This is a genomic window from Streptomyces sp. NPDC091292 (assembly GCF_044757265.1).
GTDB lineage: Bacteria > Actinomycetota > Actinomycetes > Streptomycetales > Streptomycetaceae > Streptomyces.
This window is the reverse complement of the sequence record NZ_JBIVUQ010000010.1, coordinates 1-24,378: the sequence shown is the minus strand read 5'-3', so window position 1 is coordinate 24,378 and position 24,378 is coordinate 1. Positions and strand designations below refer to the sequence as shown.

General features: G+C 68.2%; 17 protein-coding genes and 1 riboswitch. Of the genes, 5 read left to right on the top strand and 12 right to left on the bottom strand.

Annotated features, from left to right (window positions below):
* Window positions 1-93: 93 nt before the first annotated feature.
* From ACIQNU_RS25435 to ACIQNU_RS25400, 8 genes are all read right to left on the bottom strand, one after another.
* Entirely contained in the window at window positions 94-1,125 is a 1,032-nt protein-coding gene (locus ACIQNU_RS25435) for an ABC transporter ATP-binding protein (protein ID WP_401371113.1), read from the bottom strand.
* A gap of 185 nt (window positions 1,126-1,310) precedes the next feature.
* Window positions 1,311-2,408, bottom strand: coding sequence for an ABC transporter ATP-binding protein (locus ACIQNU_RS25430; protein ID WP_401370591.1), 1,098 nt, complete (start codon window positions 2,406-2,408; stop codon window positions 1,311-1,313).
* The gene (locus ACIQNU_RS25425) at window positions 2,405-3,403 is read right to left on the bottom strand and encodes an ABC transporter permease (RefSeq protein ID WP_401370588.1); all 999 of its coding nucleotides are present in this window, start codon (window positions 3,401-3,403) and stop codon (window positions 2,405-2,407) included. The genes ACIQNU_RS25430 and ACIQNU_RS25425 overlap by 4 nt, the downstream gene beginning before the upstream one ends.
* Window positions 3,404-3,517: 114 nt before the next feature.
* The gene (locus ACIQNU_RS25420) at window positions 3,518-5,308 is read right to left on the bottom strand and encodes an ABC transporter substrate-binding protein (protein WP_401370585.1); all 1,791 of its coding nucleotides are present in this window, start codon (window positions 5,306-5,308) and stop codon (window positions 3,518-3,520) included.
* 63 nt (window positions 5,309-5,371) lie between these two features.
* Window positions 5,372-6,373, bottom strand: a complete 1,002-nt coding sequence (locus ACIQNU_RS25415) for an ABC transporter permease (RefSeq protein ID WP_401370583.1) — start codon at window positions 6,371-6,373, stop codon at window positions 5,372-5,374.
* Between the two features lie 420 nt (window positions 6,374-6,793).
* Window positions 6,794-7,594: an enhanced serine sensitivity protein SseB C-terminal domain-containing protein gene (locus tag ACIQNU_RS25410; protein WP_401370580.1), complete on the bottom strand. Its 801-nt coding sequence runs from the start codon at window positions 7,592-7,594 to the stop codon at window positions 6,794-6,796.
* A 184-nt stretch (window positions 7,595-7,778) separates the two neighbouring features.
* Window positions 7,779-8,558, bottom strand: coding sequence for an enhanced serine sensitivity protein SseB (locus tag ACIQNU_RS25405; protein ID WP_401370578.1), 780 nt, complete (start codon window positions 8,556-8,558; stop codon window positions 7,779-7,781).
* Between the two features lie 87 nt (window positions 8,559-8,645).
* Complete coding sequence (locus tag ACIQNU_RS25400; RefSeq protein WP_401370575.1) at window positions 8,646-9,314, bottom strand: AAA family ATPase; 669 nt, start codon at window positions 9,312-9,314, stop codon at window positions 8,646-8,648.
* 283 nt (window positions 9,315-9,597) lie between these two features.
* Window positions 9,598-9,692: riboswitch (glycine riboswitch) on the top strand.
* Between the two features lie 170 nt (window positions 9,693-9,862).
* Between ACIQNU_RS25400 and gcvT the strand changes: the two genes are divergently transcribed.
* From gcvT to ACIQNU_RS25380, 4 genes are all read left to right on the top strand, one after another.
* On the top strand, window positions 9,863-10,999 hold the full coding sequence (gcvT, locus tag ACIQNU_RS25395; RefSeq protein ID WP_401370572.1) for a glycine cleavage system aminomethyltransferase GcvT: 1,137 nt from the start codon (window positions 9,863-9,865) through the stop codon (window positions 10,997-10,999).
* A gap of 166 nt (window positions 11,000-11,165) precedes the next feature.
* Window positions 11,166-11,540, top strand: a complete 375-nt coding sequence (gcvH, locus tag ACIQNU_RS25390) for a glycine cleavage system protein GcvH (RefSeq protein WP_401370570.1) — start codon at window positions 11,166-11,168, stop codon at window positions 11,538-11,540.
* Window positions 11,541-11,563: 23 nt separating this feature from the next.
* A complete protein-coding gene (gene glyA / locus ACIQNU_RS25385; protein ID WP_401370567.1) occupies window positions 11,564-12,823 on the top strand; it encodes a serine hydroxymethyltransferase in 1,260 nt (419 codons plus the stop codon).
* A gap of 142 nt (window positions 12,824-12,965) precedes the next feature.
* Window positions 12,966-14,345 carry an L-serine ammonia-lyase gene (locus ACIQNU_RS25380; protein WP_401370565.1) on the top strand — a complete coding sequence of 460 codons (1,380 nt, stop codon included), beginning with the start codon at window positions 12,966-12,968 and terminating at the stop codon, window positions 14,343-14,345.
* A 487-nt stretch (window positions 14,346-14,832) separates the two neighbouring features.
* Here the strand turns inward: ACIQNU_RS25380 and ACIQNU_RS25375 are convergent, their stop codons facing one another.
* Together ACIQNU_RS25375 and ACIQNU_RS25370 are read right to left on the bottom strand one after the other, a co-directional pair.
* Window positions 14,833-15,246 carry a hypothetical protein gene (locus tag ACIQNU_RS25375; protein ID WP_401370563.1) on the bottom strand — a complete coding sequence of 138 codons (414 nt, stop codon included), beginning with the start codon at window positions 15,244-15,246 and terminating at the stop codon, window positions 14,833-14,835.
* Between the two features lie 1,079 nt (window positions 15,247-16,325).
* Window positions 16,326-19,544: an AfsR/SARP family transcriptional regulator gene (locus tag ACIQNU_RS25370; RefSeq protein ID WP_401370561.1), complete on the bottom strand. Its 3,219-nt coding sequence runs from the start codon at window positions 19,542-19,544 to the stop codon at window positions 16,326-16,328.
* A 284-nt stretch (window positions 19,545-19,828) separates the two neighbouring features.
* On the opposite strand from ACIQNU_RS25370, the gene ACIQNU_RS25365 reads away from it, so the two are divergent.
* The gene (locus tag ACIQNU_RS25365) at window positions 19,829-21,082 is read left to right on the top strand and encodes a hypothetical protein (protein WP_401370558.1); all 1,254 of its coding nucleotides are present in this window, start codon (window positions 19,829-19,831) and stop codon (window positions 21,080-21,082) included.
* Between the two features lie 74 nt (window positions 21,083-21,156).
* On the opposite strand, the gene ACIQNU_RS25360 is transcribed toward ACIQNU_RS25365, so the two are convergent.
* Both ACIQNU_RS25360 and ACIQNU_RS25355 read right to left on the bottom strand, forming a co-directional pair.
* Window positions 21,157-21,405 (bottom strand): hypothetical protein, encoded by a 249-nt coding sequence (locus ACIQNU_RS25360; protein ID WP_401370556.1) that lies wholly within the window; start codon window positions 21,403-21,405, stop codon window positions 21,157-21,159.
* 173 nt (window positions 21,406-21,578) lie between these two features.
* Window positions 21,579-23,813: an ATP-binding protein gene (locus ACIQNU_RS25355; protein WP_401370554.1), complete on the bottom strand. Its 2,235-nt coding sequence runs from the start codon at window positions 23,811-23,813 to the stop codon at window positions 21,579-21,581.
* Window positions 23,814-24,378 lie beyond the last annotated feature (565 nt).

Sequence of the window (24,378 nt, the reverse complement as noted above, 5' to 3'; positions counted from 1 at the left end):
CCACAACGGCGAGGGTCCGGCGGAATCGGCGACGGCGTCAGCCACCCCACAATCCCACCGGACCCCAAAACTGCCCACGGCCCGCAGACCGACCTACGCCTCCGACGCCCCGGAAGTTCCGCTACCCGATACCGGGTCAGCCGCCGCGGGCGCCACGTTCTCGGGGTGATGACAAGCCACCCGCTGCCCCGGCTTCAGCTCGATCAGCGGCGGTTCCTGCGTCGTGCAGATCTCCGTCGCCTTCCAGCACCGCGTGTGGAAGCGGCAGCCGGCCGGCGGCGAGATCGGCGAGGGCACATCGCCCTTGAGCAGAATCCGCTCGCTCTTCGCGGTACGCCGCTTCGGGTCCGGGATCGGCACGGCCGACATCAGCGCCTTGGTGTACGGGTGCATCGGCGCCGCGTACAGCGACTTGCGGTCGGCCAGCTCCACGATCTTGCCGAGGTACATCACGGCGATCCGGTCCGACACATGCCGGACGACGGACAGGTCGTGCGCGATGATCACGTACGTCAGACCCAGCTCGCTCTGGAGGTCGTCCAAGAGGTTGACGACCTGCGCCTGGATGGAGACGTCCAGGGCCGACACCGGCTCGTCCGCGACGACCAGCTTCGGGTTGAGCGCGAGCGCGCGGGCGATGCCGATGCGCTGGCGCTGGCCGCCGGAGAACTCGTGCGGATAGCGGTTGTAGTGCTCGGGGTTGAGGCCGACGACCTCAAGGAGCCGCTGGACCTCCTTCTTCACGCCGCCCTCGGGCGAGACGCCCTGGAGCTTGAAAGGTGCCCCGACGATCGTGCCGATCGTGTGCCGCGGGTTCAGCGACGAGTACGGGTCCTGGAAGATCATCTGCACATCGCGGCGCATCGGGCGCATCGCGCCGACGCCGAGGTGCGTGATGTCCCGGCCCTCGAACTCCACGGTGCCCGCAGTCGGTTCGAGCAGCCGGGTGATCAGCCGGCCCATGGTCGACTTGCCGCAGCCGGACTCGCCGACGACGCCCAGGGTCTCCCCCGACCGCACCTCGAAGTCGATCCCGTCGACCGCCTTGACCGCGCCGACCTGGCGCTGGAGGAGGCCCTTGCGGATCGGGAAGTGCTTCTGCAGCCCGGTCACCCTGAGCAGGATCTCGCCGGACGCCGTCCCCCCGGCCGAACCGGCCGCACCACTCCCGGCCTTCCTGGTCCCGGCGCCCTCGGTCCCGGCGCCCTTGGACCCGGCGTCCTCGGTCAGCGTGGCCGCGCCGCTGTCGGCGGACCGCGGCGCGGGGACGTCCGCGCCTTTGTCGTCGCTCGTCACGGGTTTGTCCTCGCTCACAGCTTGGGCGCAATCTCTTCGGTCCAGATACGCTCCCGCTGCTCCCGGTCCATGTGGCAGGCGGCCCAGTGAGCGCTGCCGACCTCGGCCAGTTCGGGGCGGACGGTGCGGGTGACGTTGTCCTTGGGTACGTCCGCGTACGGGCAGCGGGGGTTGAAGGCGCAGCCGGACGGGATGTTGATCAGCGAGGGCGGCGAGCCCTTGACCGGGATGAGACGCTCGGTCTCCTCGCGGTCGAGGCGCGGCATCGAGCCGAGCAGTCCCCAGGTGTAGGGGTGCCGGGGCTCGTAGAACACCTTCTCGGCGGGGCCGCGTTCGACGCACCGGCCGCCGTACATCACGAGGATGTCGTCGGCCAGCTCGGCGACGACGCCCAGGTCGTGCGTGATGACGATGACCGCGGAGCCGAACTCCTTCTGGAGGTCGCGGATCAGGTCGAGGATCTGCGCCTGGACGGTGACGTCGAGCGCGGTCGTCGGCTCGTCCGCGATGAGGAGTTCGGGGTTGTTGACGAGCGCCATCGCGATCATCGCGCGCTGGCGCATACCGCCGGAGAACTCATGGGCGTAGCTGTCGACCCGCTTGTCCGGCTGGGGGATCCCCACCCGGTCGAGCATCTCGATCGCCCGCCGGCGCGCGGTCTTCTTGTCGACGTCGTGATGGACCCGGTACGCCTCGATGATCTGCTTGCCGATCGAGTAGTACGGGTGCAGCGCGGACAGCGGGTCCTGGAAGATCATCGCCATGTCGCGGCCACGGAGCTTGCGTACGTGGTCGGGGTCGGCGGACAGGAGTTCCTTGCCGTCGAGCCAGATCTCGCCGGAGAGCTGGGCCTTGCGCTTGCCGTACTGCCCCGCCGTGTGCAGGCCCATGATGCCGAGCGAGGTGACGGACTTCCCCGAGCCGGACTCGCCGACGATGCCGAGGGTCTTGCCCTTCTCCAGTTGGAAGCTGACGCCGTCGACGGACTTGACCAGGCCGTCGTCGGTGGGGAAGTGCACCCGCAGGTCGCGTACTTCGAGGAAGGCGGTGGGAGCGGGCGAGTCCGTCACGGGCTCGCCGACGGCCGCCCCGCTCTTGCTGAGGTCGGTCATGCGAGCCTCACTCGGGGGTCGATCACGGCGTACAGGATGTCCACGACGAGGTTCGCGATGATCACGGCCAGTGAGGTGATCAGGGTGACGCCGAGGATCACCGGCAGGTCGCGTTCGTCGATCGCCTTGAGCACGGCCTGTCCGAGGCCCGGCAGGCTGAACGCGGTCTCGGTGAGGATCGCGCCGCCGATCAGGGCGCCGAGGTCCATGCCGAGCATCGTGAGGATCGGCGTCATCGTCGAGCGCATGGCGTGCTTGCCGATGACGGTCGGCTCACTGAGGCCCTTGGCACGGGCGGTGCGGATGTAGTCCTCGCCCATGACTTCGAGCATGGTGGCCCGGGTGATACGGGCGTACATCGCGGCATACAGGAACGACAGGGTCACCCACGGCAGCAACAGGCCCTGGAACCAGCCGCCGAGGCCGTCCTCCAGGGGTGTGTACTGGGCGTTGATCCAGCCGAGGCCGTAGTCGAAGATCGCGAGCGAGAGCAGCGCGGTGAAGTAGATGGGCAGCGAGACACCGGAGAGGGCGACGACCATCGCCGAGCGGTCCCACAGGGTGCCGCGCTTGAGTGCGGAGAGCACACCCGCGGCGACACCGAACAGCAGCCACAGCACGGCCGCGCCGATCGCGAGCGACAGGGTGACCGGCAGCCGGTCGGTGATGACGGGCCAGATGGCCTGCTCGCTGCGGAAGGAGTAGCCGAAGCACGGCGCCGAGCAGTGCGTGACGTCGCCGCCCGCGGAGTACGTGCGGCCCGCGAAGATGCCCTTGAAGAACTCGAAGACCTGCGCGTAGATCGGGTCGCCGAGCTGGAGCTTCTGCCGGACGGCCTCGACGGCCGCGGCGTCGGACTGCTTGCCCACGTACATCGTGGCCGGGTCGACACCCGCCCACTTGGGGATGAGGAAGAAGATGCAGAAGACCACCACGATGATGACCACCAGCATCACTGCGACGGCCATGAGCCGCCTGATGAGGTATGCGAGCACTGCTCTCGGCCCGGCGGGGCCCGCGGGCCACTGGAGGTCGTCCAGTGGCCCGCGGTCACACCACCCCGGCCTTCACCTGCCTTTCGTACCGTTCGGCGGGTGCGCCGGTGGTGATTACTTCGTGACGCCCAGGCTGGTGAAGTCGTACTGGCCGCTGTAGGCGTCGGTGGTGTAGACGTTCGTCAGCCGGTTGGAGCGCCAGTTGATGAACTTCTCGAAGACGAAGGGCAGGTAGTACGCGCCCTCCATGACCTGGTGGTTCAGCTCCGTGGCGATCGCGACCTTCTTGGCCGGGTCCAGCTCCGTCGCGAACTTGTCGAAGTTCGCGTCGATCGCCTTGTCCTTGATCATCGCGAAGTTGTTGTTACCGCTGTCGAGGATGTACTTGCTGTCCCACAGCGGCTGGCCGTAGCCCTGGGCCGACGGGAAGTCGGGGCCCCAGCCCATGATGATGATGCCGTAGTTCTTCTTCTTGACGACCGTCGGGTTGCCGATGATGCCCGAGGTCTGCGAGCCGTCGTACTTGTCGATGTCGGCGATGATGCCGATCTTCTTCAGCGACGCCTGCAGCGACTCGGCGGTGGCGACCTCGACCGGCTTGTTGTTGCGGACCGCGATGGTCGTCTTGAAGCCGTCGGCCTGACCGCACGCCTTCAGGGCGTCCTTGGCCTTGGCCTCGTCCGGGGCACCGTCGTTCTGCGTGAAGCCGTACGGGTCGTACTTCTGACCCTCGGAGCCGGGGACGGCCGGGGGCAGCATGTTGGTACCGATGTCACCGCCGGCCAGCGGGCCGCCGCGCGCCGTCTGGAGCGACTTGTGGTCGGCCCCGTAGAGGACGGCCTTGCGGCACTCGATGTTGTCGAACGGCTTCACTATCTGCGGGAAGACCGCGTACCGGATGAAGCCGGAGACCGGGTTGTCGAGGTTGGCCTTGTGCTCCTTCAGGGCCTTGATACGGCCCTGCGGGGACAGACCGGTCTGGTTGATGTCCAGGTCGTAGTCGCCGGCGAGGAGACGGTTGTCCATGTCGTCGGCGTTGCTGAACAGGTTCAGCGTGATCTTGTCCGGCAGGGCCTTGCGGACCGGGTCCGACTCCTGCTTCCACTCGGTGTTGCGGACCAGCACGAGTGACTTGTTCGGCGTGTACGACTCGAACTTGTACGGGCCGGAGGAGAAGGGCTTCAGGCCGTACTTCGACTTGGTGTCCTTGTCCTGGCGGACCGGGGACGCCGAGGTCAGCGCGAGCATGTCCTCGAAGTCGCTGTTCGCGACCGGCAGCTTGAAGACGATGGTCTTCTCGTCCGGGGTCTCGATCGCCTTGAGACCGAGCTTGTCCTTGGACTTGTCCTTGTACGGACCCGGGTACTCGCCCTTGGGGTCGAGGACGTCCTTCAGGTAGACCGGACCGCCGGAGAGCACGTCCTGCGCCCACACGCGCTCGATGCCGTACTTGACGTCCTGGGACGTGATCGGCTTGCCGTCCTCCCACGTCACCCCGTCACGCAGGGTGTACGTGTAGGTCTTGCCGTCGTCCGAGATCTTCGCCTTGCTGGTGGCGAGGTCCGGGGTCAGCTCGGTGCCCTTGCTGCCCGGCTCGGTCTGGCCGGTGACGAGCTGACGGCTGTAGTAGCGCATGAAGTTCCACGCGAAGCCGTAGTAGCCGCGGGTGGTGTCCCACGAGTCGGCGTCCTGGGCGCCCGCGAACTTCAGCGTGCCGCCCTTCTTCGTGGAGGCGTTGGCGACCTTGTTGTTCGCCGCGTCGAAGCCGGCGGCCTTGCTGTCGCCGCCCTTCTTGTCGTCGCCACTGTCACCGCCGCCGCACGCTGCCGTGGACAGCAGCGCCGCGACCACGGCAGCAGCCGCCATGGCCTGCTTGCGCCGTCCTCTGACGCTTTGGGTGGTCATGATCTCGGATCCTCCGGGTGATGTGCGGCCCGCCGTCGCGGCGGGCCGTGGGATACGGCAGTTTCAGCGCGAGCCCTTCGGGTCGAGCGCGTCACGCACGCCGTCGCCGAAGAGGTTGAAGGAGAGCACGGTGATGAAGATGGCCACGCCGGGGATCACCATGTAGGTGGGGTCCGCGTCGTAGTAGCTCACCGCCGAGGAGAGCATGTCTCCCCAGGACGAGGTGGGGGGCTTGACTCCGACGCCGAGGAAACTGAGCGCGGCTTCGGTGAGGATGTTCGTGGGGATCATCATCGTGGTGTAGACGATGATCGGCGCGACGAGGTTGGGCAGCAGCTCCTTGAACAGGATGTAGAACCGCCCGGCCCCGAGACTGCGGGCCGCCTCCACGTATTCGCGCTCACGCAGCGAGAGTGTCTGGCCGCGGACGACACGTCCGACATAGGGCCAGCCGAAGAACCCGATCACCAGGATCATCACGAAGATACGGACGCCGGTGCCGGTGAGGCCCAGCATCTCGTTGGGCATGACGGACACCAGGGCGATGATGAACAGGAGCTGCGGGAAGGACAGCAGCAGGTCCATGAGGCGGCTGATGGTGGCGTCGAGCCAGCCGCCGAAGTAGCCCGCGAGGATGCCGAGGACGACGCCGATGACGACGGCGACGAGGGCCGACGCGAAGCCGACCAGGAGCGAGACCCGGGCGCCGTAGACGATGCGGGCGAACACATCGCGGCCGTTGACCGGTTCGACGCCGAAGAGGTGGTCGCCGCTGATGCCGCCGAACGAGCCGATGGGCGTGGAGAACAGCGGGTCGATCAGGTCCTCGTGGTACTCGTCGGGCGACTGGCCGACCAGGCTCGTGATCAGGGGCGCGAACACCGCCACGAGCACGAGGAGGAGGACGACGACGCCGCCGGTCAGGGCGAGCTTGTCCCGCTTCAGCCGGTCCCAGGCGATCCGGCCGAGGGAGCGGCCCTGCACCGACTTGCCCTCGACTGCGGCGACCTCCTCGGCGGCGGTCGGGGCCGCTTCCGTGGTGGGCTCGTGCAATGGTGCCGTCATCGTGGCAGGGACCCCTCTTCTTCAACCGGCGGTGGCCGGCCCGCACTTGCCGCTGTGGCGGCGGATCAGTCCGTCGTACACAGGGGCGACTCCCACCCCCTGGAGCGGGAGTCTTCATCGCGGCCGTGATCTGTTACCAGACTTGACGGTGAATGGATGCGCAAACGTGATGCTGTCTGGGGGGTTCCGTTATCCAGACGCCGGGTAACAGATACCGGACGCGGGTCAGTTGGGGCGGAAGAGGTCACGCGCGTAGATCTACGCCGCTTTCACCATCAGATGTCACCAGAACGGACATTGCGGCCATGCCCGTTGTCCACCAGGTGGCACACCCCCGATCACCACCCGGTGGCCGATTTCCGACCCCCGGGCCACGTCCGGAAGGCACCCATCCGGTCCCGGAAGTGCACTGTTCCCGTTCTAGAAAGCGCCCTGCTGCGGGGGATATCCGTAGCCCGCCGTGGGTGCCGGGGGGAGCGCGCCGCCGTGCGACTCACGGTCATAGAAGGGCCGCGCGGTGGCCCGCAGCCACATCGCCACCGGGTCGTACTCGTCGGACAGCGCCACCGTGGACACGGGCAGACCGTCGGGAACGGCCCCGATCGACTGCTGCATCATCGCCCGCACGGCGTCCACGGCGGGCGGGCTGGTGTCGTACACGTCGAGCCCGATGGCGAGGTACGGGGCGCCGAGCGCCGGCTGCACCCACGCGCGCCGCAGGGCCCGCACGGCGGGCGTGCGGTGGGCGTTCTGCGTGAGCAGGGCGTAGAACTGCGGGATCTCGATGGCGGGCTCGGACAGCCGCAGCGGCCCGGCGGGTTGGCGGTCCAGGCCGGTGGCGATGCGCCGCAGGTCGAGCCAGGGGATGCCGACCCCGCCGCCGGGCGCGTGCGGGTTGAGCCACAGGCCGTAGTGGTCGGGGTAGAGGGTGCGCGCGAGGTCGACACCGGAGATGACTTCGTACGAACGGTTCCAGCCGCTCGCCGAGAGTTCCTGCGCGGAGGTCACACAGGGCGCGTAACCGAGGCCCTCGACCTCCATGTTGCCGTACTGCGCGTCCGGTGATCCGGCCTGGCCGTGCCAGAGGAGCATCCACACCTGACCCGACGTGGGGTCCGAGAGGGCACGCAGCAACGCCTCGTACGCGTCGTAGCGCCCGGGGGTCACCTGGCGCAGCATGTGCTCGACCTGCCCGGCCGCAGCCGTGCCCGACGCACTCACCCTTGACCGCCCCTTCGTGACGCTTTCGACGAAACCGACCGAAATCCCCCGGGTCACGCACCGCTGCCGCTCCGCCCGGTCCAGGCCATGAAACCAGCTTATGCGGCGATCCCGGCACCGGCTTGACGCACCGGCCGCCGGGTCGTATCGCGGTCGCGGGACCCGGGAGTGTGCGGCGCCCGGCTCAGTGCTGCCCGTGGACGTAGAACGGCCGGACCTTCTCGCGCATCCAGTCGACCACCGGGTCCTGCGCCGCGTCGAGCAGCACCAGGTTCACCGGCCAGCTCACGGGCGCCCGGCCGAGCGCCCGGCCGAGGGCGTCCAGGGGCAGTTCGCGTACGGACTCGTCCCAGCGGCTCAGTTCGACGCCGACGAACAGCACCGGGTCGCCGCCCTCGACACTGGCCAGGCAGCGGCGGGCGCTCGCCACGACGCCGGTCGCCGCGAACTCGGCGGTGGCGGCGGCCAGGAAGTCCACCGGGTCGTGCTGCCAGTCCGGTTCGAACAGGCGCACCCGGCCACCGCTCGCGGCGCCGTCGAGCGGAGTGCGTCCGAAGCGGCACAGTTCGGCGACGGCGGCCGGCGGGAGCGGGACCCCGACGGCGCCGTCGGGGTTGATCACGATGCCGAGCTGCGGCGGGAGTCCGCGCGCGAACTCGACGGCGGGCGCGACGGTACGGCCCATCCGGTCGCCGACGACCTGGAGGAACTGCTGCTCGGAGCTGAACACCGGGACATAGCCCTGGCCGTCGATCTCCAGCATGGGCAGGTCGAGGGTGGGGCTGGTGGGGCCGCCGCCGGCCGGAAGCGGTACCCAGAGGTGGCTGCGGCCGAGTACTTCGATGATCCGGCCGCCCGCCGAGGGTGCCGCCGCGCCGACCGAGGCGGCGAGCACCTCCTCCAGCTCGTTGCCGGGCCATCCGCCGTACGCCATGGCGTGGGCCGTCTGTGCCGGTATCTCCATCGTCAACCACCTGCTCGGGACCGCTGTTTCTGCGGCTCGCACCCTAACGCGTACCGCCCTCGCGCCACGCGGTCGCCCGGCTGGCGGTCAGCGGTCGAAGCGGATCGCGCGCAGCACGTCCGCCGCCGTCCGGTCCAGGAGCAGCGCGGAGCGGCACCCCGGCGGCAGGTCACCGCGCTCGGCGTCCCGCACCAGCCGCCCGACGGTCCTGCGGTGCCGCCCGAACGCGTACCGCGACACTCCCCTGCCGCGCTCCCGCTGGCCGTCGAGCGCGGTGTCCGGCGGGACGTCGAGCAGCAGCAGATGCAGCGTGGTCCCGCGCCTGCGGGCCTCGCGGGCGAGCCAGCGGCGGACCCATCGCTGCGTACCGCAGTCGTGGACGACGACGCTCTCGCCGGTGCGCAGCGCGCGGCGCAGGCCCGCGAAGTGGGCGAGGCGGACCAGCGGCCGGTAGACGCCGTACGGCACGAAGCCCGGTACGCGGGCCGCCCAGCGGTCGCGGGTGTCCTGCGAGTCGATACGGGGGCCGGTGACCGTGCGCCGCATCAGCGTGGACTTGCCGCTGCCGGGCAGGCCCGAGACGACGGCCAGGTCACCGGCGGCGAAGCGGAGCCGGTGCGGGCTGCGGCCCGCGCGGGCCCGCAGATCACGGACGACGGCCGTGTGCCCCTCGGCGAAGGTCTCCACCCTCGGGGCACCGGGCTGCTTGGGCAGCGCGACACCGGTCGCCGTCGCGTACACCCTGGTCCTGTTCACCGTGAGCGTCCTCCCCCTGGGGTCCACGTGAGCCTTCCCCGTCGAGTGTAAAGAGAAGGTAATGCGGGGTGAACCGCGATTCCGTCCTGGTCCTGCCACAAGGCGGTTACAGGCCACTACCCGAACGCCGTCCGGTCGTCGCGCTCCGACCGTCCGCGCCTGCCCTCGACCCGCCCTTGACCCGCCCTCGACCCGCCCTCGACCCGAACACCGTCCGAACACCGCCCTGCCGTGTCGCCCGGATGCGTGCAATGATGAGCCCGCCAACTGCATACAGGCCGCTTGAATCCACGCGGGAGAGCCCTCGGTCACCACCGGGGCGCCGAAGGAGCAAGTCCCTCCCTTGAATCTCTCAGGCCCAGATACCGCGTGGGCGAGGCACATCTGAAAAGCGAGCCGCCGTCTCCGACCGCCGTGTCCGACGACCGCGGCTCCACCCAAGGTGCAAGCCGGATCCGCCCAGCGGTGGACTCCCGGCGAACCTCTCAGGTTCCGATGACAGATGGGGAGGATCGACCTCGCCCGTCATGCCCTGGGAGCACCCCCTCATGAGCAATGCCCCGAGCACTGCACCCCGTCATACCGCGCTCGACGCCCTGCACCGGTCGCTCGGCGCGACCATGACCGACTTCGCGGGCTGGGACATGCCGCTGCGGTACGGCAGCGAGCGCGACGAGCACGTGGCCGTACGGACCCGCGCCGGACTCTTCGACCTGTCCCACATGGGTGAGATCACCGTCACAGGCCCGGGGGCCGTGGATGTCCTGAACTACGCCCTGGTCGGCAACATCGGCACGGTCGGCGTCGGCCGCGCCCGCTACACCATGATCTGCCAGGAGGACGGCGGCATCCTCGACGACCTGATCGTGTACCGCCTCGCCGACGCCCCCTCCCCCACGTACCTCGTCGTCGCGAACGCGGGCAACGCGCAGATCGTCCTCGACGCGCTCACCGAGCGGGCCGCCGGGTTCGACGCCGAGGTCCGCGACGACCGGGACGCGTACGCGCTGCTCGCGATCCAGGGCCCCGAGTCCCCCGGCATCCTGAAGTCTGTCACCGACGCCGACCTCGACGGCCTGAAGTACTACGCCGGGCTGCCCGGCACGGTCGCCGGCGTACCGGCCCTGATCGCGCGCACCGGATACACGGGCGAGGACGGCTTCGAGCTGTTCGTGGCGCCCGCCGACGCCGAGAAGCTGTGGCGGGCGCTGACCGACGCCGGGCAGGGAGCCGGTCTGGTGCCGTGCGGGCTGTCCTGCCGGGACACGCTCCGCCTGGAGGCGGGCATGCCGCTGTACGGGCATGAGCTGACGACCGCGCTGACGCCGTTCGACGCCGGGCTCGGCCGGGTCGTGAAGTTCGAGAAGGACGGCGACTTCGTGGGGCGCGCGGCCCTGGCCGCCGCGGCCGAGCGGGCCGCCACGAATCCGCCGCGCAAGCTGGTCGGGCTGATCGCCGACGGCCGCCGGGTGCCGCGCGCCGGGTTCTCGGTGGTCGCGGCCGGTGAGACGGTCGGCGAGGTCACGTCGGGCGCGCCGTCGCCGACGCTCGGCCGGCCGATCGCCATGGCGTACGTGGACGCCGCGCACGCCGCTCCGGGCACGTCCGGTGTGGGGGTCGACATCCGCGGTACGCACGAGCCGTACGAGGTCGTGGCGCTGCCGTTCTACAAGCGCGAGAAGTGACGCTACAAGCGCGAGAAGTGACCTCGTGCGGGAAGTGACCTCCCGCACACCGTCCGTACCGCCCCTTTCCTTCCCCTCGCTTCCCACCTCCGCCGCGGGGCCGCCGGGTCTCCCGGCACCGCCCCGCGTCCACCAGCACTCCCCCGCGTACAGGAGAATTCAGGACATGAGCAACCCCGAGCAGCTGCGCTACAGCAAGGAGCACGAGTGGCTGTCGGCCGCCGATGACGGCGTGTCGACGGTCGGGATCACGGAGCACGCGGCCAACGCGCTCGGTGACGTCGTGTACGTACAGCTTCCGGAGGTCGGTGCCACGGTGACCGCGGGTGAGACCTGCGGTGAGCTGGAGTCGACCAAGTCGGTGAGCGATCTGTACTCCCCCGTGACCGGTGAGGTCGTCGCCGCCAACCAGGACGTCGTGGAGGACCCGTCGCTGGTGAACTCCGCCCCGTTCGAGGGTGGTTGGCTGTTCAAGGTGCGCGTCTCCGATGAGCCGGGCGACCTGCTCTCGGCGGACGAGTACACCGCTTTCGCCGGCTGACCCCGACCCGTAGGGATCTTCTGATGTCACTTCTGAACCAGTCTCTCCACGAACTCGACCCGGACGTCGCCGCGGCCGTCGACGCCGAGCTGCACCGTCAGCAGTCGACGCTCGAAATGATCGCGTCGGAGAACTTCGCCCCGGTCGCCGTGATGGAGGCCCAGGGCTCGGTCCTCACCAACAAGTACGCCGAGGGCTACCCGGGCCGCCGCTACTACGGCGGCTGCGAGCACGTCGACGTGGTCGAGCAGATCGCGATCGACCGGGTCAAGGCGCTGTTCGGCGCCGAGCACGCCAATGTGCAGCCCCACTCGGGCGCCCAGGCCAACGCGGCGGCGATGTTCGCGCTGCTCAAGCCCGGCGACACGATCATGGGTCTGAACCTCGCGCACGGCGGGCACCTGACCCACGGCATGAAGATCAACTTCTCGGGCAAGCTGTACAACGTGGTCGCGTACCACGTGGACGACGCCACCGGCCAGGTCGACATGGCCGAGGTCGAGAAGCTCGCCAAGGAGGCCCGGCCGAAGCTGATCGTCGCCGGCTGGTCCGCGTACCCCCGGCAGCTCGACTTCGCGGCGTTCCGCCGGATCGCGGACGAGGTCGGCGCGTATCTGATGGTCGACATGGCGCACTTCGCCGGTCTGGTGGCCGCCGGGCTGCACCCCAACCCGGTGCCGCACGCCCATGTCGTGACCACCACCACGCACAAGACCCTCGGCGGTCCGCGCGGTGGCGTGATCCTGTCCACGCAGGAGCTGGCCAAGAAGATCAACTCGGCGGTGTTCCCCGGCCAGCAGGGCGGTCCGCTGGAACACGTCATCGCGGCGAAGGCGGTCTCCTTCAAGGTCGCGGCGTCCGAGGACTTCAAGGAGCGCCAGCGGCGCACCCTGGAGGGCGCGCACATCCTCGCCGAGCGGCTCGTCCAGGACGACGCCCGCGCGGCCGGGGTGAACGTGCTGTCCGGCGGCACCGATGTGCACCTGGTCCTGGTGGACCTGCGCGAGTCGGAGCTGGACGGCCAGCAGGCCGAGGACCGGCTCCACGAGGTCGGCATCACGGTCAACCGCAACGCCGTCCCGAACGACCCCCGGCCCCCGATGGTCACCTCGGGCCTGCGGATCGGCACCCCGGCGCTCGCCACCCGCGGTTTCACCACCGAGGACTTCCGTGAGGTCGCGGACGTCATCGCCGAGGCGCTGAAGCCGTCGTACGACGCGGACGCCCTCCGGGCGCGGGTGACCGCGCTGGCCGCGAAGCACCCGCTGTACCCGGGGCTGTAGGCCCCGGTCCCGCCGCAGGACACACGCGGGGCACCACGTACCCGGAAGGTGGACGTGGTGCCCCGACCCGGCACCCGCACCCGCACCCGCTCGGCACGACCCGGCAGACAACGGCGTCTACCAACCCAGCTAGGAGTTCCCCGTGGCCATCTCGGTCTTCGACCTGTTCTCGATCGGTATCGGCCCGTCCAGCTCCCATACGGTCGGCCCGATGCGTGCGGCCCGGATGTTCGCGCGGCGCCTGAAGAACGACGGGCTGCTCGCCCACACCACGGCGATACGCGCCGAGCTGTACGGCTCCCTCGGCGCGACCGGCCACGGACACGGCACCCCCAAGGCGGTGCTGCTCGGCCTGGAGGGCGAGTCGCCGCGCACGGTCGACGTGGAGAACGCCGACGAGCGGGTGGAGACGATCCGGACGACCGGCCGCCTCAGCCTCCTGGGGGCGCACGAGATCGCGTTCGCCTACGCCGACGACCTGGTCCTGCACCGCCGCAAGACCCTCCCGTACCACGCCAACGGCATGACGATCTTCGCGTACGACGAGGCCGGCGGCCTGGTCCTGGAGAAGACGTACTACTCCGTGGGCGGCGGCTTCGTCGTGGACGAGGACGCGGTCGGCGCGGACCGGATCAAGCTGGACGACACGGTGCTGAAGTACCCGTTCCGCACGGGTGACGAGCTGCTGCGGCTGTCGAAGGACACCGGTCTGTCGATCTCCTCGCTGATGCTGGAGAACGAGAAGGCGTGGCGCACCGAGGAGGAGATCCACGACGGCCTGCTGGAGATCTGGCAGGTCATGCAGCGCTGCGTGGCGCGCGGGATGGCCCGCGAGGGCATCCTGCCGGGCGGCCTGAAGGTGCGGCGCCGCGCGGCCACGTCCGCCCGGCAACTGCGCGCCGAGGGCGACCCGGCGGCGCACGCGATGGAGTGGATCACGCTGTACGCGATGGCGGTGAACGAGGAGAACGCGGCGGGCGGCCGGGTGGTGACCGCGCCGACGAACGGCGCCGCCGGCATCATCCCCGCCGTCCTGCACTACTTCATCAACTTCGTGGCCGGCGGCTCCGCCCGCGACAAGGACGAGGACGTGGTCCGCTTCCTGCTCGCGGCGGGCGCGATCGGCATGCTGTTCAAGGAGAACGCGTCGATCTCCGGTGCCGAGGTGGGCTGCCAGGGCGAGGTGGGCTCCGCCTGCTCGATGGCGGCGGGCGCCCTCGCGGAGGTCCTGGGCGGCAGCCCCGAACAGGTCGAGAACGCCGCCGAGATCGGCATGGAACACAACCTCGGCCTGACCTGCGACCCGGTCGGCGGTCTCGTCCAGATCCCATGCATCGAGCGGAACGGCATGGCGGCGGTGAAGGCCGTCACGGCCGCGAAGATGGCGATGCGAGGCGACGGCAGCCACAAGGTGTCCCTCGACAAGGTCATCAAGACGATGAAGGAGACGGGCGCGGACATGAGCGTGAAGTACAAGGAAACGGCGCGGGGCGGGCTTGCGGTGAACATCATCGAGTGCTGAGAAGATGTGACTTGACCAGGTGTTTCTCACCTTTCAGCTCTGTCATGGACTTTCCCGCTTGCACAGCGGATCGTCCCTGAAAAGTCCCTCTGACAGAGCTGAAAGTCCCTGAAAAGTCCCTGGGAGAACGATCATCAGCAGGGGCCTCGTCAGCCAGGGCCGGGGCCCCTGCGCCACCTCCGTCCCTCTCGGAACCACGCGTGTACGACGTCGCGATTCGTTCCTCTGGGAGTGGACTGTCATGACGGATGACCGCCCTGCGAAGAGTCGCGCATGGTCTAACCGCTGAAGCTCGCCACTTGACATTGTTGCTCCTCGCAGAGGAGATGAGGACAAGCTCCTGGTGGCTCCTTCTTCATGGTGCACTCGGGCCGTGCATAGCCGGCGAGTTACTGCTTGAGGAGAGGCAGCCGTGCACTGGCCTTCGCCGGAACTTGAGGTCACTGACGGTGCTGGTACTCACCAAGGCGCATGCTGACCGACCGCGTCAGCCCAGATGCACACCACCGTGAATGCTTCCCGTCTGGATGACCGCCTGACGGAACTCACCGCCGCTGATGGTGTTGCGGACTGTGCCCGAACCGGTACTTGCCTCCGCGATCAGTTCCCGGAGCACTGCTGATGCGGAGGGGTCCTCGCCAAGCAACTGCCGCAACCGGATCCGCCAGGCCGCCTCAAGGTCGGCGATCACGGCAGCGTCGTCTCCGTCCCGGGCAGCCGCCAACTCGCGGCGGTCCAGCTCCAGTTCACCCTCGACTCGATCCACGTCCTCTTGCGCCCGGCTGCCTCGCTGCAGCAGCGCAACAACGCGCGACCTCACCGCGTTCCAACCATCGCTCGCCATCAGTGCGACGACCGTACTAGCACCTGACGTCGCCAATGCCACCAACTCGGCTTCCATCTAAGCTCCTTGGGGCTATCTCCAGTCGCCCAACAACAGCCACGGTAGACGTGTCACGGCTTTCGCACAGGAGCGCCGCACGCCATACCGTCGCTGCGCGAGTTGCCTGGAGCAGGCTGGCGTGCCGCGGCGGTTTGCTGACTTCGACATACGCGAAGCGGTGCCCCTGCCCTGCCCTGCCCTGCCAGCGACAGTCTTTCTAACTTCACCCTCCAGCCATCGCAACGGGACGCGTAGTGGAAGCGGGTGCGGACACCATGTCCAGAGTTGTCGGGCTGGGCACCGGTCTCGGCCAGCAGTCGGAGAATCTGCCCCACCTCAATGATCCGCTACGGGCTTGGCCGAGAGGGGCCCGCCAGTATGCGCCTTCCGACTACCGAACAGACCTCAGTTCGCTACGTCGGACGTCAGGGTTGCACTGGTGGCTCAGCGGTCTCACGGGCCCCGGTCGCATCAACCCCTGTCCAGGAGATCCGCATCCCGCCACGACACCCTTCCTCCCCGAGCCGAGCCCGCTGCGCGGCCTTGCCCTCCGTCCCATGCCGACCGGAGTACGCGGAGCGCTCTTCTACAGCGTCTCCCTCCTCCTCGACGGTCCACTCGACATCACCCGGCTCCCGCGGAGGCCCCGAAACTCCTTCCTGGGTCGCACCCGCTTGGTTGGAGAACTGGCCTCCCTCGTAGGCTGGAACGTGACCGCCTACCCCCGCGAGCGACCCTCGCGGCGATCCCGCCAGTGGCGGTTATAAGGTCATCGACGTCGTCCACCGCAGGGCCCGCCCTGGCATGGATGGGTGCCGTCCGACTTGGATTGCTCCTGCGCACAGCCTGCCATCTAGCTCCTTGATCGACTTCATACAATCGTGTCCTCACATGCAGCCTGAATCGTATAGATTCTGCGAGCAAGAACTCGGTTCAACCAGATGGAGAGCTGTGAGCATTTGCAAACACCCTGCCGCCACCGCCGCGAGCACATTCCCGTTCGAGTGGATGTGGTGATGTAGGTCTATGGGGGCCGTCGCGCAAGCGTCTGCCCCCTCGGGCAGCATGCCTGCTCCCTGCGAAGTGCTTGAAGACACTCAGGAGCCGGTCACGTCTTGCTCGCGTAGCAGATGCCGCAGACTCTGGATTTCAGCTTCGGCTCCAAGGTTCTGGAAGATGGTGACCGCCTGTTCGCCGTAGCGGCGCGCCATTCCAATGCTCTGCGAGGACAGCGCGGTCCGTGAGAGCCCCGCCAGGGCATTCGCAGAACCAAGAGGAAATCCGATTCCCTCAGCTATATCCAGCGCTTGTTCATAAACCTTCAGCGCGGTGCCGAGTCGCCCCGAATCAAGGTGGTTCTTGGCTATGCCGATCAACGCTCGCTGGCGCTCGTGGGGGCTGCCAATGCCACGGGTGGCCTCCTCCGCCCTGGTGAAGTGCAACAGGGCCTCGCCTCTGCGTCCCATCTCCGCGTAAACCGTTCCCAGGCTGATAAGTACGCTCGCCTCCCCCGAAGTGTCCCCGCTCGCTCGACGGCTGCGCAGGGCTCTGTGGAAGTACGCAAGCGCGACGGCCGTCTGCCCGGTCGCCTGGTGGACGGAACCAAGGTTGGCGTCAAGAATTGCGAACTCCTGCCGACCGCCGCACTGTTGCACCAGGGCCAAGGACTGCTCGTAGTAGCCACGGGCATCCTCGTAACGCCCCTGGATATAACACAGCTCACCCAGATTATTCATCGCTCTGGCCTGTCCCAGGAAATCGCCGAGATTCTCGTGGATGTCGAGCATCGTCTGGACCCTCTGGCGCGCCTCGTCGTACCGCCCAGCGTAATACAACGCCATACCTTGGACGTTGAGGCACTCGGCTTCTCCGTGCCTGTCGTCGACATTCCTGTACAGCATCAGCGCCTGGTCCAGAATGCGAAGGGTAACTTCACCCTGGCCTGCCGCGAGGTGAGCCCGACCCGACTGGAAGAGTGCATCGGCACAACCGCGGGGGTCGTGAAGATCCTTAGAGAGAGCCAGAGACTCGGCCGCACAACGTAGTGCGTTGTCGTGATCTTTCCGGGCCAGCACATCCGCGTGCTCCACCAGGGTCCTAGCGAGGGCCTCCCGGTCGCCACTGGCGCGCAGGGCCGAAACCGCCGCGCCGTACAACTCGGCCGCGATCTCCCACGTACCCCAGAGTTTGAGCGAGGTGGCCAATACGTGCGGGAACAGCGCGGCGTACGCCGGGGACTCGGCGGCGGCGCGGCGAGCAACGGCGAGGAGGTTCGCGCGTTCCACGGCCAGCCACACCGATGCCTGGTCCGAGTCAGCCAATCGGGACGCATACGGGGATTCCCGTTCCGGTCCCAGGGGGAGCGTACGACGGTGCGGGTAGACAAAGCGATCAGCGCGGTGCGCGGTCGTGAGGTAGTACGCAAAGAGCCGGTCGACCGCCTCGCGGCGCGTGGTCTCCGGTTCCGTCCGAGCGCCGACTTGAAGGCCGAATGCGCGGGCGAGATCATGGAGCCGATAACGGTCGCGGAGGGGCTCTTCGAGCAAGTGACAGTCGAGTAGTTCCTCCACGCTCCTGCGGATTTGCGTGATGTCCGAGCCGACGAGCGCGGCCGTCGCACGGAGGGTGATGTCAGGGCCTGTGTGCAGTGCCAGACGGTGGAACAATTCTTGCGCTCGGGAGCTAAGCTCGGCATACGAGAACCGAAAGACCGACGCCACAGCGCCATCGAATTCATCGAGAGGGTCGGCGGCTTGAGTCAACCGGTCAAGCAGATGGTACAAATCCCAGGAATGCCGGTGTCGAAAGCGGCTCGCGAGAAGTTGCAGCGCGAGTGGATGCCGGTCGCACGCGTCAACGAGACGTTGCAGGGCCGTGGCATCGCCAGACCGGGCGGCACCCACGATGCGGGAGAAAAGCGAGCCCGCCTCCGCCTCGGACATGACGTCTACGAAGAGCAATGTGGCGCCGTCGAGCCCCGCAAGACGGTTTCGGCTTGTCACGATCACACGGCAAGTCGCAGCGCCAGGCAGCAAAGGGCTGACCTGGGCAGCGTCCCTGGCATTGTCGATGACCACCAGTGCGCGGTGACGGGCCGTCCACTCCCGCCATCTGGCAGCGCGCTCATCGAGCGAGTCGGGCAGTTTCTCGGGCGCCCCGGAGGCGTGGAGCAGCACGCCTAGCGCCTCGGCAGGTTCACAAGGCTGTTGTCCGCTATGCGCACGCAAATCAACGTAGAACTGGCCATCGGGATAAAACATACTCAGCCGGTGTGCTGCGTGGATAGCCAGAGCGGTCTTCCCGATGCCCGGCATTCCGTGCACGACGGTCAGCGGCAGGGCAGTCGTCGAGGGGCCTTCGGAGGTAAGACCGGGTGCGGAGCCGGATACGGAGTGGGGCGGGAAATCCTGCAGCAGTATCCGCAGTTCGCTCGTACGACCGGTGAAGTCTTGAGTGTCACGCGGAAGGTTGTTACGGGGCTCCGCCGGGACGGCCGTCTCGGATGCCGGTACAGTCGGTTCTGCGGGTGAGGTAGCGGCGCCCGGTTCGAAGCCGGTCTCCATCAACGTACGGTCTTGTTCGAGGATCCGCAGCTGAAGTTCCTGAAGCTCCGCCCCCGGCTCGATCCCCTGCCCTTGTTGCAGGCGCCGGCGAGTGGACCGGTAGAGGGCCAGGGCTTCATGAGGCCGACCCGAGCGGTACAGGGCCAGCATCAGCGAGGCGATCACTCTCTGCGCGAGGGGATTCTGCGCGGCAAGCTCATGCAGTTCACCGATGAGATCGGCGTGCTGCCCCAACTCCAGTTCCAGCCGGATCCGTTCTTCCCGTATGCTCCGGTAGTCCTCAATCAGCCGAGCGCGTGCCGAGACCGCCCAGGCGCTGCTGAATTCCGCCAACGGCTCGCCCCGCCAAGTCGATTCCGCAGTGCGCAGAAGGCCGAGGGCCAGCTCGCGTTCGCCTCGCCCGGCCGCCGCCCCCGCGTCCTTGCGCAGCCGCTGGAAGCGCAGTAGGTCGACGTCTGCCGGATCGACGCGGAGCCGGTACTGCCGCCCGGAGGCCCGCTCCACATTCGCCAGGTCGCCGACCGCCAGGTGCAGCCGTCGCCGTAATCGCGACAGATACGTGTGGAGGGTGTCGACGCCTGTGGGGGGCGGATCGTTGTCCCAGACTCGGTCCATCAGCGCGTCGACCGTAACCGGTTCTCCCCGGGCGTGGATGAGTACAGCCAGCACGCACCGCTCTTTCACCGTGCCGATCCTGAACTGCTGTCCCTGATGCCACAGTTCAAGGGGTCCCAGAGCAAGAAGTTCCACCATCGCCCCCGATGGGTGTGCTTCTTCCTGCCGCCTCCGGCAGAGCCCGCACGTCTGCGCGTAACACAATCAACTCTTGCTGGAGCAAGGGGGAGCGGACAGACGCGCACGGAAGCGCGGCGGGCGCACGGCCCCGTCCCTGTCTCATGGCCGCTGCACGCGGAGTGCAGGATTCCCGTAAGTCGGCCATCCACACCACGGGGGATATCTGTCCCAGCGGCCGCGAATCGTCGCGGCTGTCACGACTGGCTCGGCCGGAGGATCGGCCGGAGCGGGGGACTGAATCCATGATGGTGACAAGTCCGGAAGCGCATTGGCCGCCTGTGCCGGTGCGTCTGGATGTCGAACGCTGGGCTACGCGCCAGATCCGCAAGAAGGTCTTGGCCGTAGTGCACACGGTGGCCTCTGGGCAGCGGCTGCTCGACGCGATCCGACTGCTGGAGGGCGACTCACGGGTCCAGGTGTTCTTCACCTCGGCACCCGATGTGTTCAGCAATGGCGTAGCCGCTTTTCTGGAGGAACTGAAAGGGTTGGTGCTGTCTTGGGGCCAGGCGATACAGACCCCATTCGACCTCGCACTGGCTGCCGCCCATGGCAGCCTTCACGAACTGCATTCGCCAGTGATTGTGTTGCCACACGGCGCCGGACACAACAAGATCACTCCCGGCGGGCGGCGTGGACGCGCGGTGACGGAGCGCGGGGTGTACGGACTGAGTAGGCAGCGGCTGATCAAGGACGGCACGGTAGTGCCCGAAGCGATCGTCCTGGCACACCATGAGGAGCTGACCCGCCTCGGCCGCGAGTGCCCCGAGGCACTGCCCGCCGCAGTAGTGGTCGGTGACCCCTGCTTCGACCGGATGGTCGCGAGCCTGCCCTTGCGGGCGTTGTACCGGGAGGCCCTGCGCGTCAGGGCGCGGCAGCAGCTCGTGCTCGTCTGCTCCACCTGGGGCCCCCACTCGCTGCTGGGACAGGGGATGGAGCTGCTGGAACAGCTGGTCGGAGAGCTGCCCCGGGACGAGTTCCGTATCGCGGTGCTGCTTCACCCACACGTATGGAATACCCATAGTGAGTGGCAGATCCGCAGCTGGCTGGCCAACCTCGCCCGCGCGGGGCTCACCGTAGTCAACCAGTACGGCGACTGGATCGGGGCGGTCGCAGCAGCGGACTACGTCGTGGGTGACCACGGCTCCGTCTCGCTGTACGGCGCGATGACAGGCGCTCCCGTTCTCATGGCTGGCTTTCCGGACTCGGATGTGGATCCGGGATCGCCGCTGGCGGAGCTGAGTTCCTTCGCGCCTCGGCTGCGCAGGGACCGTCCGATGCGGAAGCAGCTCGACCGCAGCTCGACCACGTACCGCTCACCGGATTACGAACGGGTCGCGGGCCGGATCACCTCGGAGCCTGGGCAGTTCGCCCACAAGATGCGCGCGCTCATCTACCGAAAGCTACGGCTGCGGGCGCCGGGCGTGCGACCAACGACGGAGCCCGCGCGGCTTCCGGTCGCAGTGCGGTACGACGAGCCGGGTAGCGTGGCATCGTGACGGCGCCGACGATCGTGCTGTCCGAGTCAACTTCGTTCGAGGTGCCTGGAATCGAGGCCGCTGTGTTCGAGTCGTCAGCGTATGAGATCGCCCAGGCATCCGAAACGTCCGAGGTGCACGGAGCAGTGCGGCATACCCGTATCGAGTTGGTGCACCCGGACTCCGGTATAGCGGTTCTGGACGAACATCTGCGAGTCGGTCTTCCAGCGCCGAGTCCGTGGCCCCTGCTCGCAGATGTACTGCTCGGTGAAGGCAAAGGGGCACGAGGCGCTGCGGAGTTGGCCCAGCGTCATCCGGGCGCGCTGGTGGTGGCGGTGCACCACGGTCCCGAATGCTGGCTGCGACTCGGTCCCGGTGGCCTCGAACTGAGGCTGAGGGCGTCACAGTCGGGAACGGGGTTACCCTGGGGAATCTGGGCCTCGCTGGCCCACACTTGGATGGTGGCCGAGCTGCCTGTGGCGGCGCTGCAATCGGTGTCCTTACGACTCTCGCCGACTCACTCCGCGGCAGGTTCCTCCGGCCAACCCGCCGGTCGGTCGCCCGACTGTAGGTCCAGCCGACCGAGCCTGGTTCGTACCGCTCGCGCACCGGCCGATTCCGAGCGTCCCGCCGAGGTGTACAGATCCAGTGCCTCCCGGTAGCGGTCCCTAGCGAGCTCTGGCTGTCCGCGCCGCTCTGCGAGACCAGCCAGGCTATCCAGCACACGGGCCGTCTCGTAATCGGCAGCCATGGCGCGCAGCGTGCTGAGCGCCATGGAGAGCCGGTCCTCCGCCTGGTCGAGCCGGCCCACGCCGAGATAGGCGCGGCCGAGCAGCGCAGCCGCGCGTGCGACGTTGTAGGTGTCACCCTCGTCCCGCAATGTGCGGTACGCGATGTCGGCGTCGGCGGTCGCCTCCTCGTGGAGCCCTCTGACGAGGGCGACATCGGCGAGGTTGAGCCGGGCCAGACCGCCGGCCCGTCGGTCGCCGCACATGGGTAGCGCCACGGCGGCACGCCGAAAGAGCTCGGCCGCCCGGTCCAGGTGGCCGAGTCTCTGGTGAGCGAGCCCCCGATAGTTGAGTGTGCGGGCGGAGCCGAGCTCGTCCCCGGCGCTGCGGAACGCCCGCGCCGCCCGTTCGAACATCTCTAGGGCGCGCTCATGGTTTCCCATGCCCAGCTCGCCCACTCCACCGGAGGTGAGCATGCGGCACTCAGCCACCAAGTTCCCCAACTCCGTTGCTGCGAGGAGCCCTTCCTCGTGGGCGGCGCGCCAATGCTCGTAAAACTTGCGACGCAGGAAGAGGGGCCATACGGCGTCCGCGAGCTGCCAGCCAACGGAAGGGAACCCCGCAGGACGTGCGAGGCGGATCACCGCCATCAGATTGGGCAGTTCACGCTCCAGCCAGTCCAACGCGGATTCGGGATCGGCACCGAAGTCCGCCGTGATGACCGGCCCCTCGCCGTAGTCGCGATCCAGTGTGCGGTGCTGCGGGTCGACGATCTCCTCCGCGCGCGTGGCGCTCGCCAGGTAGTGGTCGGCGATACGGCGGACGGCCGCATCGCGTTCCGCAGGGGGTTCGTCCTCCCGCGCCTTGGCGGCAGCATGCAGCCGTACGAGCGCGTGGAAACGATAGCGGTCCTCACTGGCGTCGCCCACAGCGCCGGCCCCCGCGTCGAAGACCATATTCGCGTCAAGCAGCACATCAAGCAGTTCCGCCGCGTGCCCCGCCAACACCGCGTCCGCCGCCGCGCCGCCGAACTCCGGTCCCGGGTGCAGCCCCAGTAACCGGTAGAGCCGGGCCGCGGCTGGTGGCAGCCCTTGATACGACAAGTCCAGCGTCGCCCGCACGTTGTGGTCGCCTTCGATGGCCAGGGCCTCCAGCCGGTCGTGCTCCTCGGCGAGCGCTCGCACCATGGTGGCGATACCGCGCCCCGGGCGCGCCGCTAGCCGGGCACCTGCGACCCGAACGGCGAGCGGCAACCCTGCACACAGCTCGACCAGGGCGCGCGCTTCGTCTGGCTGCGCCGCCACCCGGCCGTCCGCGAGGATGACGTCCAGCAACTCGACCGCCGCCTCCGGAGCCAGGGGGTCCAAGTGAACTGCGTAACAGCCGTCAACGGTCAGTCCTGGCATCCGCCGGCGGCTGGTCACGGCGGTCACGTTCTGGCCGCCCAACAACAGCGGCCTGACCTGGGCCGCGGTGGCAGCGTCATCGAGCAGCACGACGAGCCGTCTGCCTGCGGTCAACGTCCGGTAGAGCGCGGTCCGCTCCGGGAGCGTCGCAGGCACCCGCTCAGTTGGAACGCCCAGCGCGCGGAGGAACCGGCTCACCACCTCGTCCGGTATCGCGGGGCCGCTCGGGGACTGGGCGCCTAGGTCCGCGTAAAGCTGGCCGCCGGGGAAGTGCCCGCGCAGCGTGTGCAGCCAGGCCAGCGCGGTCGCCGTTTTACCAACCCCGCCCAGACCACTGATCGAAACCAGCGTGGGATGACCCGCGCGAGCGGCGCGGTCGCGATGGCGCTCCAGCGCGTCCAGTTCCGCCGTGCGGTCGGTGAGCGGGCCCGACGGCGGGAGCTGCCAGGGAACGTACTGTGCGCCCTCACCGGACACGGGCCTCGTACTGATGTGGATCCCGCCGTACACCGTGCCCGCCTGGACGGCGGAGCCGTGCACGGTGCCGCTCAGAGTGTTGTGATCGCTTCTCTTCCCAGGTTCCCCCTGGGGCTCCTGCCCAGGCTCACTCCGCCGCACGTGTCCCCCTCCATACGCGTAAGTACCCGTCCTCGGAGAACATCATTTCCGTGCGCCTGATCCATACCCGTGAATCGGCACAAATTCGATCGCCTGCCGGAAGTCACAGGCGACCCTGCGACCATGGAATGCGAAAATCGGTCACAGGCTACGTGACTTGGGATTTCGCGGCACCGCTTCGGGGTTCGAACCCGAGACCTACGCATTACGAGACCGGAAGCGTTCATGTCGAGTGATGCCGCATGGTGCTGTCGGGTGGCGTTTTGCCTGATCAGACTGTGTGCGCTGGGTTTTGCAGTTCCGCCTCGTGCTGGCTCGTCCAAAAGCATCTGTCCACCGGCTGTCCACCGGAGTGCGACTCCGTGCCGCTCGCGGTGACCGCATACTCACACAGCGGGAGCAGCACGTGGTGATGCACTGCGTAGACCGAGGTGCTTGTTGAGGTCCTACAACCCCCGCATATCCGCCGACTAAGGGTTGTCCCGTAACTGCTGGTCACAGTGAGATGATCTTGTGGTGGCTGGTGTGATCACGGCGTCGGAGCCGTCCTGGATAGCCCCGTTCA

Coding starts and splice junctions, on each gene's coding strand:
- ACIQNU_RS25430 (WP_401370591.1), bottom strand. CDS start 2,408: ATGACCGACCTCAGCAAGAGCGGGGCGGCCGTCGGCGAGCCCGTGACG.
- ACIQNU_RS25420 (WP_401370585.1), bottom strand. CDS start 5,308: ATGACCACCCAAAGCGTCAGAGGACGGCGCAAGCAGGCCATGGCGGCT.
- ACIQNU_RS25415 (WP_401370583.1), bottom strand. CDS start 6,373: ATGACGGCACCATTGCACGAGCCCACCACGGAAGCGGCCCCGACCGCC.
- ACIQNU_RS25405 (WP_401370578.1), bottom strand. CDS start 8,558: ATGGAGATACCGGCACAGACGGCCCACGCCATGGCGTACGGCGGATGG.
- gcvT (WP_401370572.1), top strand. CDS start 9,863: ATGAGCAATGCCCCGAGCACTGCACCCCGTCATACCGCGCTCGACGCC.
- gcvH (WP_401370570.1), top strand. CDS start 11,166: ATGAGCAACCCCGAGCAGCTGCGCTACAGCAAGGAGCACGAGTGGCTG.
- glyA (WP_401370567.1), top strand. CDS start 11,564: ATGTCACTTCTGAACCAGTCTCTCCACGAACTCGACCCGGACGTCGCC.
- ACIQNU_RS25375 (WP_401370563.1), bottom strand. CDS start 15,246: ATGGAAGCCGAGTTGGTGGCATTGGCGACGTCAGGTGCTAGTACGGTC.
- ACIQNU_RS25370 (WP_401370561.1), bottom strand. CDS start 19,544: ATGGTGGAACTTCTTGCTCTGGGACCCCTTGAACTGTGGCATCAGGGA.
- ACIQNU_RS25365 (WP_401370558.1), top strand. CDS start 19,829: ATGATGGTGACAAGTCCGGAAGCGCATTGGCCGCCTGTGCCGGTGCGT.